Source organism: Agrobacterium sp. D14 (assembly GCF_001526505.1).
Classification (GTDB): domain Bacteria; phylum Pseudomonadota; class Alphaproteobacteria; order Rhizobiales; family Rhizobiaceae; genus Agrobacterium; species Agrobacterium leguminum.
Genome location: NZ_ASXX01000001.1, coordinates 326,772 through 339,265, shown reverse-complemented (window position 1 = coordinate 339,265; position 12,494 = coordinate 326,772). Strand labels below are relative to the sequence as shown.

Here is a 12,494-nt window from a genome sequence, read left to right as displayed (position 1 = left end):
TGAGAGCGAAATAAACCAAGCATTAACCATTCCGCCGGTAGATTGCAGCCTATCGAACAGGCATCTTCGCCGGGGAAAGTATCATGTATTCGCGCTTCTTTTCGCTTGTGGGCGGGCTTGCCGCCATATTGTCCGTCAGCGGCGGTTTCGGCATGTCTGACGTCCATGCCGCATCGCGCGATCGCGACGACGTGTTCTTCCGCTCCGTGGCCGGTGTCTGGAAAGGCCCGGGCGAAATCGTCGCCGGTAAATACAAGGGCACGAAATTCACCTGCGATCTGACGGGCGAGCCGCTCGACGACAAGCAGACCGGCATCAAGCTCGGCGGCACCTGCCGCGTCGGCGTCTTCAGCCAGCCCATGTCTGCCGTCATCAGCCAGAAGGGCAACTCTTACGAGGGCAAATTCCTCGACGGCGCCGAAGGCAAGGGACTGGACATCACCTCTGGACAGGTCAGCGGCGACAAGGTCGTCGTCGGCATCAACCGCGCCAAGCTCAACGGTGCGATGGTCGCCCGCGTCTCGAACGACAATTCGATGAACATCACCATTTCGGTCAAGGTCGCCGACCAGATGATCCCGGTCATCGGTGTGACGCTGGCGCGCGATATCGACCAGCTCGCCGTCGGTTCGATCAAGCCGTAAAAGCCATACTCTTCTCAGCCATCGCCAAGCGGGAGTGTCCACCACTCCCGTTTTTCGTTTGCGCTGACAATGCCCGTCTTGTCCGCCTGCTGAAGCCATTCCCGCACGGGCTTGCCTTTTACCTCAAGGTCGGGCGCGATATCGGCAAGCGGCATCAGCACGAAAGCGCGCTCCGTCATGCGTGGATGTGGCACTTCGATGCTTTCCGTAACGAGAGAATCATTCCCATAGGTCAGCACATCGATATCGATGGTGCGCGGACCCCAGCGTTCCGTGCGCACCCGCTTCATGCCCTTTTCGATGTCGAGGCATAGTTGCAGCAGCGCGGGCGCTGAAAGCGAGGTTTCGACCAAGGCGCAGCAATTGAAGAAATCCGCCTGATCCGTCTTGCCCCAGGGCGGCGTGCGGTAAAGGCCGGACACGGCCAGCAGGCGGCAATCGTCACGCGCATCGAGTTCGCGGAGCGCCCTTGCCATGGCGGCGGCGGGATCGCCGATATTGCCGCCGAGCCCCAAAGCGGCGACGGTCATCTTTTCAGGCACGGTGTTCAACGCTCACCTGCGCATAATCGAGAATGCCGGGAACCGGCGCCGAGGGTTTGCGTACCGTGATCCTGAGCCAGACGATCTGCGGATAACGGGCGCGAAGCGCCTTGGCGATGTCATTCGCCAGCGCCTCGATGAGATAGCGGCGCTGGCCGACGACGATTTTTTCGATGACGGCGAAAGCCACGCCATAATCGACGGTGTTTTCGATATCGTCGGTTTCCAGCGCATCACCCGCCTCGACTTCCATCTCGGCATCGACGAAAAAGCGCTGGCCCAGCACCTCCTCCTGCTCGAGAAGACCATGACGGGCGAAGAAAGAACAGTTTTTCAGGATAATGGTATAGCGGCTCATCGCATCGCCTCCATGGCAGGACTGTTTCGCCAGAAAGCCGCGCCACCTTCGGGACACGGCGTTCCGGCACTCGTTGATCTACGCATCGGCCTTTGCCGACGTTTTGGCAAGAACCGCATCGGCGATTGCCAGCGCATCGCGGGTTGCGGCGACATTATGCACGCGAAAAATCGAAGCGCCGGCAAGCCTCAGGATCGCGGTGGTCGCAGCCGTTCCGATATCGCGTTCATGGGCCGCATCCCGGCCCGTCAGCGACCCGATGAAACGCTTGCGCGACGTGCCGGCCAGAACCGGCAGGCCGAAAGCGGCAAGTTCGCCGAAACGCGCCATCAGCGCGACATTTTCGCTCTCGTCCTTGGCGAAACCGAAACCGGGATCGAGCACGACGGCGTCACGGGCAATACCCGCATCCTCGGCGATCTCCAGCGAGCGATTGAGAAATTCGAACTGGTCGGCGATGACATCGGCAAGCTTCTGCCGGTCGCGGCCGGTATGCATGATGCACACGCCGGCGCGGGTGGCGGCGACCACACCGGCCATCTCCGGGTCTTTCTGCAGGCCGAAGACATCATTGACGATATGTGCGCCCGCCCCGACCGCCAGCCGCGCTGTCGAGGCGCGATAGGTATCGACGGAAATCAGCACATCCGTCTCGCGGCGCAATTTTTCGATGACGGGAAGCACCCGGTCCTGTTCCTCGGCTTCCGTTACTGCGGCCGCACCCGGCCGGGTGGATTCCCCGCCGATATCGATGATGTCAGCACCCTCCTCCACACAGGTCAGCGCGTGGGAAAAAGCCGCATCGACGGCAAGATAACGGCCGCCATCGGAAAAGGAATCGGGCGTTGCATTGACGATGGCCATAATACGGCCACGCCCATCAAGTTTCAGGGAGCGGCCATGGGCCGCTTGCCACGCGTTGCTGCCGGCTGTTATCACGTAACACGCGCCTTTCGGGAATAACGGAGTGTTATGCCAATTCTTATAAGTTCCGCTCCGCCTATGCAGCAAACCTTTTTCAAGTTCAACCGGAAGGCCGGGTCATGACCAAATCATCACGTGCTCTTTGCGCCGCTTTAGCGGCCGCAGTGGCACTTTCCCTACCCGGATCGGCTTTTTCCGAAACCATCGTCCGCAAGACCTATTCCTATTTTTCGATCAGCGGCAAGACCGCCGCCGACCTCGATCAGCAGCTTTCCAGGCACGGCCCGCTGACGCGCAATACCGGCGCGCGCCATCCCGGCGCCACCGAAATCAAATTCGGCGGCGAGCTCACCTATGTCGAGAAAAACGGCCTTTGCAGCGTCGGAACGGCCAAAGTGGTGCTGAATACCCGCATTCTCCTGCCGCAATGGAAAAACCGCCGCCGCACCACGGCGGAACTGGCCTTCATCTGGGATACGCTGCTTGCCGATATCAAGCGCCACGAGGAGCGCCACGCGGAAATCGCCCGCACCCATGCCCGCTCGCTTGAAAGACAGCTGACGTCGCTTCGCCCGCAGAAAAGCTGCGAGACGCTGCAGGAAATGGTCGGCAAGATCACCCAGACGGTGATGGACGAACACGACCGCGATCAGTTGCGCTTCGATGTGGTGGAATCGAAAAATTTCGATGCCCGCATGACACGGCTTTTGAAGAACCGGCTCGAGCAGGGCCAGAACCGCCGCTGACGGTCGCTGGACGTACCTCCCCCAAATCCAAACGAACAACACGGGACATGACGTAACGTCATGTCCGATATCACCCGTGAATTCTCGTCATGGTGCGGCCGGCAAGACTCATTGTAGCTTGTTCATACGGTTTGAAATGGTTGCGGCCCACGGCGGGTCCGACGGTTGCAACCGTCTCCGGTTCTCCCGGTGCGCGCTTGAGGGCTCGCAGGTGTTTCCTCCCTCGCCTGCATGCTGCGTACCCGCCTCGCCCCGCTCCCCGCTACCAGGTGAGCGGGGCTTTTTCTGCGTTTAGCAATGACGAAAGATTTCAGCCCTGACGTTCGGGAACATGAACGACGAGACCATCGAGCTCGTCGTTCATCTTGATCTGACAGGAAAGACGCGAGGTGGGGCGCACGTCGAAGGCGAAGTCCAGCATGTCCTCTTCCATCGGTTCCGGTCCGCCGACACGCTCCGACCAGGCGTCGTCGACATAGACATGACAGGTCGCACAGGCACAGGCGCCGCCGCATTCCGCATCGATGCCGGGAATGGAGTTGCGCACCGCATTCTCCATGACGGTGGAGCCATTGCTCACGTCGAGTTCATGGGGCGTGCCATCAAAGGCAACGATGGTCAGTTTTGTCATGCCGGAAATCCAAAATGTGATCTAAGAACTGTTCTAAACACATAGAAAGGCCGGTCCGCCTTGGCAACCCGCTTCAAGGGCGCACAGACGCAACCGGCCTTGCAAAATGACAAATTTGATGCGTTACGCCTCAGCGGCAGAGCTTGAGGATGAAATTTTCGGCCTCGACAATGGTTGCCGCGAGTTTTGCGATCGCCGCGCTGTCATTGCCCTTGTCTTCCACCACGGCTGCGGCCGCGGAAACGGCCGCGGCGCCGACAGCCTGCGCAGACCCCTTCAAACGATGGGCCGTCGCCATGACGGCCTTGTCGTCGGCGCTTGCCATTTCATGCAGGGCGGCGCGGGCGTTGCGGCTGAAGAGTTGCAGCACCTCGATCTCCAGATCCTTGTCGCCCATCGTCTGCCGGGCGAGATGATCGAAATCGATCGGTTTTTTACCGGCGGCGGGCGCACCGCCGCAATTGTCGGGAGCTTCGAAAGCAATACTGACCGCTGCCATGGCTGAAATTCCTGTCTCGCCGTTTCCTGTTTCGTGTCACATCTGTGTCGTATTCACGCATCCGGGCCGCTGCTATCGGCTTAAATTACGGCGTGACGCGGGCGAAAATCTTCTGCTATGGTTAATTTATGTTAAACTTATGCGAAACAAGGCGTTCAGCGTGAAACTCAGGTTTAAAAACTGTTAAAAAGCCGACACTTCGCCACCGCCGCAAATCCGCATTAATTGTTTCGAACACCTAAATGTGTCACTACGGTACTGCCGTTCCCACGAGGCTTAAGCTCAAGCTTTGTTATTGCGGCACAGTGATGTAATTTCGCCCGAAAGCTGGACCACCAGCAATTCGGGATTTGGTAAATGGCGGAATTGTTCTCTCTTCAAGGGATAATGTTCCGCTGGCATGATGGCGGCAGTCCGCTTGCGGAACGCAAGTGGTCAACGGCATGAAGCCGGGCGTATGTGTAACGAGGCGTAACCGCATGGCGAATAACAAGATCAGCGACTCTGTCGACGAGACTGCATTTCAGGCGTTGGAAGACGCCCTGCAGCTTGGCGCTTTCGAAGAAAAGCCGGAGACGCGGAAAACTGCAGCGCCGAAGCAGCCGGAGGCCAGATTGAAGGAAGCAAGCAGACAGACCCCTGCTCCCGAGGCCGCCCGCGCGCCCGCCGAACAGACGCCCAGATCACCCAATCTCGAAGCGGCCAATGACGGCTCCAAGCGCAGCCCGGCCATGATCCTGAAATCGCTGGAAGGCGGCTCCATCGGCGGCGCGCTGCGCAACGCCACGATCATGTCGGTCATCTGGGCGCTCGGCGGTCTTGGCATCGCACATCTTCTTTATGGCAACGCGCTGTGGAACATCGCCTCGCTGGCCGATCTCACCGCGATCCCCGGCCTGATGGCTATCGTCGTCGGCATCCTCGTTCCCATCCTGCTGTTCTTCGCCTTTGCGATCATGATGGCGCGTGCCCGCGATCTGCGGAACGCCGCCCGCTCCATGGCCGAAGTCGCCCTTCGCCTTGCCGAGCCGGAAACGGTCGCGTCCGACCGCATCATGTCCGTCGGCCAGGCGGTTCGCCGTGAAGTCTCGGCCATGAATGACGGCATCGAGCGCACAATCGCCCGCGCGACGGAACTCGAAACCCTCGTGCATTCCGAGGTCAACGCGCTTGAGCGCAGCTATGCCGACAATGAACTGCGCGTGCGCAGCCTCGTGCAGGAACTGACCGCCGAGCGTGACGCTATCGTCAATCACGCCGAGCGTATCCGCTCCTCCATCGTCGGCGCGCAGGAGCAGATCAAGGAAGAGCTTTCCATCGTCGGTGAAGAGCTTTCGATGCGGATCGCCACGACCGGCGAGGCTTTCGCCTCGATGATCGACACCCGCTCGGCCGCGCTTTTGGAAAAATCGCGCGCCTCGACCGAAGCGATGGGCAGCCTGATCGCCGCCAAGACCGAAAACCTGCTTCAGGCGCTGAATTCCTCCGGCGCGACGCTGTCCAACGAATTCGACATGCGCCTGCACAACCTCACTTCGACGCTGGATGAGCGCGGTGAAGTCCTGCTCGAGCGTTTCGCGATCCATGCCTCGACGCTGGATAGCGGTGCGGAAAGCCTCAACAGCGCGCTTGAAGAGCGCACCCGCCAGCTCAACGAGACGCTGTCCACGCGCACGCTCGAACTCAACCGCAATATCGATCGCGGCCAGCAGATCATCGGCGGTTCGCTGGATACCGTTCTCGACAAGCTGTCCACGACGCTTGAGGAAAAGGGTCTCTCCTTCCGCCAGAGCCTGCAGAGCACGGCGGACGACGCGATCATGGATCTCGATCTTCGCTCCGGCCTCTACGAAGAGCGGATGCAGGCGACGGTCGGCCAGGTCAACTCTGCCTTCGACGAGCATGTCGCGCAGTTCGCCAGCGCCTTCGACCAGCGCGCCGGCAGCCTCGACAGCAAGCTGATGGAGAGCCTCGCCCGCATCAACGAGACCGTTGCCGGCGGCTCCGAAGCGCTCGACACCATGCTGAGCGCCGGTCTGGAGCGCATCGGCACCACCATGACCGATCAATCGCTGGCGCTCGCAACTGCGCTCGGCACGGGTCAGGAAATGCTGGAAAGCGCGCTTGAAAGCCGGACGCAGGCCTTCAGCGACGCAATCGGCCAGCGTACCGCCGAAATCACCGATGCCTTCACCAGTTCGCACGAGAAGATCGACGCCGTGCTGGCGGAACGCAGCAATGCCCTCTTCGGCGCGCTTTCGGCCAGCCAGAACCGTTTCGACGAAGCGCTCGCCAGCCGTTCGATGGCGATTACCGGCTCCGTCTCCGGCACGGCCGAACGTCTCGCCGCCATGCTCGACGAACGTGCCGCCGCAATCAACAACGTCGTCGCCGATGTCGAGCGCCGTCTTGCCGAAACGCTCGAAACCCGGGCGGCAGCCATCACCGGCGCGGTTTCCGGCATCGAAGACCGCATTTCCGACACGCTGGAAAGCCGCACGGCTGCCCTGCACGACGTCGTCTCCGGCGCGGAGAGCCGTATCGCCGATACGCTTGACGGCCGCACGGCCGCGCTTTCCAGCGCCATTTCCGGCGTCGAGGAACGCATCGCCGACACGATGGACAGCCGCACGCTGTCGCTCGACATGACCTTTGCCAACGTCGAGGAAAGACTTTCCGAGACGCTCGACAACCGTACCTCTGCCCTCACTGGCATTGTCGCAAGTGCTGAGGAAAAGATTGCCGGCGCGCTCGACAGCCGCACGGCCACCTTCGGAGACGTGGTCGCCGGTGCTGAAACCCGCATCGCGGAAACGCTGGATGGCCGCACCGCAGCCCTCAACGCCGTGGTTTCGGGTGCTGAAGAACGCATCGCCGATGCGCTCGACAGCCGTACCATGGCGCTCGACATGGCATTCTCCGGCGCGGAAGAAAAAATCGCCGAAGCGCTCGACACCCGCACCGCAGCCCTTGGCGAACTGGTGGCCGGCGCCGAGACCCGCATCGCCGGGGCGCTCGACAGCCGAACCGAGTCGCTGAAGACCGTCGTTTCCGGCGCGGAAGAGCGGATCACCGATGTGCTCGACAGCCGCACCATGGCACTCGATATGAGCTTCTCCGGCGTCGAGGAAAAGATCGCCGATATTCTCGACGGTCGCACCACAGCGCTGCAGAATGCCGTTTCCGGCGTCGAAGACCGCATTGCCGGCGCGCTCGACAGCCGTACTGCGGCCCTCTCGGGCATCGTCTCCGGTGCGGAGGAGCGCATCGCAGACGCGCTCGACAGCCGCACCATGGCGCTCGACATGGCGATTTCCGGCGTCGAGGACCGTATTGCCGAGGCTATGGATGCCAGAGCATCGTCGCTTTCGCTTGCCGCAGCCGGCGTCGGCCAGCGCCTCGAAGCCACCGCATTCACGCTTGAAAACGCGCTTGCCAGCGGCCATGAACGGCTCGAAACCATGCTCGGTTCGCAGGCTGAACGCATTGCCGGATCGCTGGAGCGCAATAGCGGCCTGATCGAGCAGAGCGTCTCGGGTGCGGCCAACCGCATCGAAAGCGTCGTTGAAGACGGCAGCACCCGTTTTGCCCAGACGGTGGAAGAAGGTGTGTCCCGCCTCGAAAGCAATCTGTCGCAATCGCATGAGGATATTCGCACCGCGCTCGATCAGCGCCAGGCGGATCTTGCCGCGACGCTCAGCTCCGCCACGACCCAGATGGGCGACATGCTCTCCGAACAGGCGATGATGATCGGCACCACGGTCGCCTCCAGTGCCAGCATGCTCGAACTGTCTCTCGAAACCCAGCAGGAAACGCTGCAGAAGGCGATCGACGGCAGCGCGCAGACGCTGGAAGAGCGCCTGCGCAACAGCGCCGGCGACATCGCCGTCAAGATCGGCGAGGCTGCCCGCGAAATCGGCGGTGCGACGGATGCCCTGTCCTCGAAAATCGAGACCTCCATCGGCAATGTCACCACCCGTCTCGACGAGACCGGCGCCCGTATCGAGACCTCGCTCGATACGCTGCAGGCACGCGTCGGCGGCGATCTGGCCAATGTAAACACCTCTATCGAAGATGCCGGCCGCCGCTTCGCTGAAGCGCTGGAAGACAAGACGGCTGTGTTCGCCCGCGCCAGCGACGAGGCGGCCGAGCGCATCACCGGTATTCTGGACGAACAGACCACGCGTGTCGCGGACACGTTCGAAAACCGTACCAGCCGTCTGGCAGAGACCTTCGATACCGGCACGGCCCGCATCGATGAACGCCTCGGCACCATGGACCGGGCGTTGACCATCGGTCTTGAAAACGTCAACCGCACCATTGAAGGCAAGGCGAGCGATCTCGCTGTCAGCCTGCGCGGCGCGGTCACCTCCGCCACCCAGAGCATCGGCGAAGAAGCCGTGCGCTCCACCTCCCTTCTCGCCAAGTCCGGTTCGGAATTCGCCGAACAGGTGCAGGCGCAGAACGAGGCCTTCACCAAGGCCATCGAGGAACGCTCCGGCGAGATCGTCAACCGCATTTCGGATGCCCAGACCCGTCTTTCCGGCCAGGCCGCCGCCGTGGCCCAGACCTTCTCCGAGGCAGGCAACATCATCGTCAACAAGGTTGCCGAGGCTGAAGCCGTCGTCCGCTCCCAGGTCGGCGTCATTTCCGAGACGCTCACCGGTGTCGAATCCGCCCTCGACGCGCGCGGCGAATCCATTCGCTCGGCGCTGGACAACCGCACCCGCGAACTCAATTCGATGCTGGCCAGCCGCTCCGCCGAGCTTTCGCGCCTGATCGAGGAGAAGGCCAAGCCTGTCGTCGACGAATATGCCACCATCGGCCGCGAAGCCGCCGAAAAGATCGTTTCCGCAGCCCAGCAGAGCGCGGACCTTCTGTCGCAGAGCAACAGCGGCATGGTCGGCATGGTGGAACAGGCGATCAGCGATTATGCCGCTGCCGGAACGGATGCGGCAAGCAAGCTCGTCGCGGCCACCCGCCAGAGCACCGACATGCTGTCCGAGACGCATACGGCCATGGCGGACGCCGTCGAACAGGGCATCGACAAATATGCCCGCGCCGGCAGCGATGCGGCCAACAAGCTGGTGGCCGCCACCCGCCAGAGCACCGATATGCTGTCGCAGACCCATAACAGCATGGCGGAAATCGTCGAACAGTCGGCAACCAACTTCAACTCCGCCGTCGAGCGCGCCGCACAGGGCTTCGGCGCGGCAGACGAGGCATTGAACGCCTCGGCGACCCGCTTCTCCGAATCCGCCTCGCAGGCCGCCGACATGGTGTCCAGCTCCAGCCGTCTGCTCGAAGGAAAGATCGACCGCCTGTCGAATATTTCCGGCCAGACGCTGGCGCAGGTCGCCGGTATCGTCGGACGCTTCGAGGAACATTCGAAGGTGCTGAGCCAGGCGTCCGAACTGCTCAATGCGGCGCAGTCAAGCCTCGTCGGCACGCTGGAAGAGCGCCAGGACGCCCTGCGCAGCCTGTCGGTCGGCCTCGTCAAGCGTTCCGAGGAAATCGAAAGCGCCATGCGCAATGTCATCGGCGTGGTGGAAACCACGCTCAACGACGCCGAAGAGCGTTCGCAGAACGTCGCCGGCAATCTGCGCGACAATCTGCAGGCCTCCTTCTCCGATATCGGCCGTTCGCTCGATGAGACCGAACAGCGCGCCCGCTCGGCGGCACAGACCATGCGGGGCGCCCTGCTGTCCGCCGGTCAGGATGCCAGCCGCTCGATTGAAAGCACGCTGTCCGACGCGCAGAAATATTCCGACGAGCTGGTCAATCGCCTGCGTGGCGGCGTCGAATCCTCGCTTTCGGAAGTCGACAATCTTCTCGGCAGCGCCTCGGAAAAATCGAATGCCGCCGCAGCCAGCCTCAAGGAGACGCTGCGTCAGGCCGTGGAAGAAGCCGTCAGCCGCTTCGCCGGTGCAACGGACGAAATCCGCCGCTCGAGCCACGACATCCGCCGCGAACTGGATGCGACCCGTGCGGAACTGAAGCGCGGCGCCTTCGACCTGCCGGAAGAAGCCAAGGAAAGTGCGGCCGCCATGCGTCGCGCCGTTTCCGAACAGATCAAGGCCCTGCAGGATATTTCCCAGCTCGTTGGTCGTTCGACCCACCAGATGGAAGTCTCCGAACCGGTTGCCCGCGCCATCGCCGCAACCCAGCCGGCGGCCGAGCGCCGTGTCGAGACGCGTCCGCAGCCGGCAGCTCCGGCTCCGGTTCAGCAGCAGCGCCCGGCCCAGCCGCAGCCTGCTCCCGCACCGGCCGCATTGCGCGGCACCCTGCCGCTTGAGAACCGTCAGGTCGAGAACCGTCAGGCGCCTGCCCCGGCCCAGCCGGGTGCTCCGGCCGGACGCCGCGAAGAAGGCGGCGGCTGGATCAGCGATTTGCTGCGCGGCGCATCGCAGGAAACGCCAGCGGCGTCCGCACCTCGCGCCGGCGCGGAACAGCAGCCGACCCGTGCCGCCGACACCCGCAATCCGCGCCACATGGTGGAATCGCTGAACTCGCTCTCGGTCGACATCGCCCGCGCCATCGATCACGACGCCTCCGTGGAGCTGTGGCGGCGTTACCAGCGCGGCGAGCGCGACGTCTTCACCCGTCGCCTCTATACGCTGAAGGGTCAGACGACCTTTGACGAAATCAAGCGTAAATATGAGCGGGAAGCGGAATTCCGCACCGCCGTGGACCGCTACATCACCGATTTCGAGAAGCTGCTTGCCGACGTGGCCCGCACCGACCGCGACCGGACCGTGACACAATCCTACCTCACCTCCGATACCGGCAAGGTCTATACGATGCTTGCCCATGCGGCGGGCCGGTTCAACTGAGCCGATTGACGCTGAAATGACAAAACCCCGGTCAAGACCGGGGTTTTTCTTTTGGCTCTGCTCGCTGTTTTATCGCTCTTCGACGACATCGAACTGAGCGGGTGACGCTGAAATCAAATCTCGAACGTGCCCGAGGCAACGCGCACCGCGTGGCCGCCGATGCGGGCGCGGGCGATTTCGCCGTCCTTGATGTCCATACGCAAATGGATATGGGACGGTCGTTCCATCTCCACGCCCTGCTCGATGAGCAGCGGATAATGGCCGTCGGTCAGGCCGTCGAAATGGTGGATGGCGCCGGAAAGGGCGGCGGCGGCGGAACCGGTGGCGGGGTCTTCCGAAATGCCCATATCCGGAGAGAACATGCGGGCGTGGAACTTCGCCGCGTGATTGACGCCGCCGCGACAGTAGATATAGGCCGCCGCCAGGCGTCCTTCGACCAGCGGCGCGGTGCGTAGCCACAGATTGGCATCGAAATCCATGTCCCTGATGGCGGCGATATGTGCAGCGGTACGATGAGGAACGGTACCCCGGCCGTCCAGATCGACGGTACATGGTTTTCAAAGCCGAGATGCGCCTCGCTGACGCCCAACGCATCGGCAAGCGCGGTGTGATCGAGCGGTAGTTCCACGCGAGACGATTTGCGCGGCAGGTCGAATTCCGCGAAGCTGACCGCGCCGGCACGCATCTTCACCGCGCAACGCACCGGACCCACCTGCTCTTCCAGCACGCAGACCATATCGATATCGTCATCGCCCTCGCCGCGATTTCGCTCGGCGATGGCGACCGCCGCGCCGACTGTCGGATGGCCGGCGAAGGGCAATTCACCCGATGGCGTGAAGATGCGCAGCGAAGCCGCATGGGCCGGATTGCTGGACCGGTTGACGAAAACCGTCTCGGAGAGGTTCATTTCCCGCGCGATCGCTTGCATCGTGGCCTGGGGAAGATCGTCGGCGTCATACATGACCGCCAGCGGGTTTCCCGCCATTTTCGTCTCGGTAAAGACATCGTAGATATCGTAGTTCAGCGCCACATCCGTCTCCTGCCACTCGTCATTCCGACTGCCTTGGCAAACTGCATCAGGCCGTCCCGCATCGCAACCCTTGTCGGCGGGCGCAAATCAAGAAGCTGTGGACCGGAGCGGTGCGGTCCGCCGTCAGGGAACGCCTGCGTCTTCGAAAGGCCTTGTCGCCAGCCGCCGTCTTCATGTACCAAGGGTGCGTCTGGCGGCTTGTTATCGACCTTCCTGTCGAGGTTTAAAGATTTCGAGCCGCTTCAACGGGTTACAGCGCCTTGCGTGGACGGTTTCCGGTCTGCGCG

General features: G+C 62.3%; 8 protein-coding genes and 1 pseudogene. 3 read left to right on the top strand and 6 right to left on the bottom strand.

Annotated features, from left to right (window positions below; all coding sequences use genetic code 11):
- The first annotated feature begins 83 nt into the window (after positions 1 to 83).
- A complete protein-coding gene (locus tag L901_RS01650) occupies positions 84 to 644 on the top strand; it encodes a hypothetical protein (protein WP_003521427.1) in 561 nt (186 codons plus the stop codon).
- 14 nt (positions 645 to 658) lie between these two features.
- Here the strand turns inward: L901_RS01650 and folK are convergent, their stop codons facing one another.
- The 3 genes from folK to folP all read right to left on the bottom strand — a co-directional run bounded on the left by folK (position 659) and on the right by folP (position 2,408).
- Positions 659 to 1,174 (bottom strand): 2-amino-4-hydroxy-6-hydroxymethyldihydropteridine diphosphokinase, encoded by a 516-nt coding sequence (gene folK, locus L901_RS01645; protein ID WP_174056904.1) that lies wholly within the window; start codon positions 1,172 to 1,174, stop codon positions 659 to 661.
- Between the two features lie 4 nt (positions 1,175 to 1,178).
- Entirely contained in the window at positions 1,179 to 1,544 is a 366-nt protein-coding gene (gene folB / locus L901_RS01640; protein ID WP_003502532.1) for a dihydroneopterin aldolase, read from the bottom strand.
- Between the two features lie 78 nt (positions 1,545 to 1,622).
- Positions 1,623 to 2,408, bottom strand: a complete 786-nt coding sequence (gene folP / locus L901_RS01635; protein ID WP_082710408.1) for a dihydropteroate synthase — start codon at positions 2,406 to 2,408, stop codon at positions 1,623 to 1,625.
- A gap of 179 nt (positions 2,409 to 2,587) precedes the next feature.
- On the opposite strand from folP, the gene L901_RS01630 reads away from it, so the two are divergent.
- Positions 2,588 to 3,214: a DUF922 domain-containing Zn-dependent protease gene (locus tag L901_RS01630; protein WP_020810826.1), complete on the top strand. Its 627-nt coding sequence runs from the start codon at positions 2,588 to 2,590 to the stop codon at positions 3,212 to 3,214.
- Positions 3,215 to 3,524: 310 nt separating this feature from the next.
- On the opposite strand, the gene L901_RS01625 is transcribed toward L901_RS01630, so the two are convergent.
- Positions 3,525 to 3,845 carry a 2Fe-2S iron-sulfur cluster-binding protein gene (locus L901_RS01625; RefSeq protein WP_059752764.1) on the bottom strand — a complete coding sequence of 107 codons (321 nt, stop codon included), beginning with the start codon at positions 3,843 to 3,845 and terminating at the stop codon, positions 3,525 to 3,527.
- Between the two features lie 130 nt (positions 3,846 to 3,975).
- Positions 3,976 to 4,344 (bottom strand): Hpt domain-containing protein, encoded by a 369-nt coding sequence (locus tag L901_RS01620; RefSeq protein WP_059752761.1) that lies wholly within the window; start codon positions 4,342 to 4,344, stop codon positions 3,976 to 3,978.
- Positions 4,345 to 4,823: 479 nt separating this feature from the next.
- Between L901_RS01620 and L901_RS01615 the strand changes: the two genes are divergently transcribed.
- Positions 4,824 to 11,177: a hypothetical protein gene (locus L901_RS01615; RefSeq protein ID WP_059752758.1), complete on the top strand. Its 6,354-nt coding sequence runs from the start codon at positions 4,824 to 4,826 to the stop codon at positions 11,175 to 11,177.
- A gap of 113 nt (positions 11,178 to 11,290) precedes the next feature.
- Here the strand turns inward: L901_RS01615 and L901_RS01610 are convergent.
- Positions 11,291 to 12,207 (bottom strand): annotated as a pseudogene (locus L901_RS01610) (PhzF family phenazine biosynthesis protein).
- Positions 12,208 to 12,494: the final 287 nt, after the last annotated feature.

What these genes read in the sequence shown, in the direction of transcription:
- L901_RS01650 (WP_003521427.1), top strand. Translation starts at nt 84, where the DNA reads ATGTATTCGCGCTTCTTTTCGCTTGTGGGCGGGCTTGCCGCCATATTG.
- folK (WP_174056904.1), bottom strand. Translation starts at nt 1,174, where the DNA reads ATGACCGTCGCCGCTTTGGGGCTCGGCGGCAATATCGGCGATCCCGCC.
- folB (WP_003502532.1), bottom strand. Translation starts at nt 1,544, where the DNA reads ATGAGCCGCTATACCATTATCCTGAAAAACTGTTCTTTCTTCGCCCGT.
- folP (WP_082710408.1), bottom strand. Translation starts at nt 2,408, where the DNA reads ATGGCCATCGTCAATGCAACGCCCGATTCCTTTTCCGATGGCGGCCGT.
- L901_RS01630 (WP_020810826.1), top strand. Translation starts at nt 2,588, where the DNA reads ATGACCAAATCATCACGTGCTCTTTGCGCCGCTTTAGCGGCCGCAGTG.
- L901_RS01625 (WP_059752764.1), bottom strand. Translation starts at nt 3,845, where the DNA reads ATGACAAAACTGACCATCGTTGCCTTTGATGGCACGCCCCATGAACTC.
- L901_RS01620 (WP_059752761.1), bottom strand. Translation starts at nt 4,344, where the DNA reads ATGGCAGCGGTCAGTATTGCTTTCGAAGCTCCCGACAATTGCGGCGGT.
- L901_RS01615 (WP_059752758.1), top strand. Translation starts at nt 4,824, where the DNA reads ATGGCGAATAACAAGATCAGCGACTCTGTCGACGAGACTGCATTTCAG.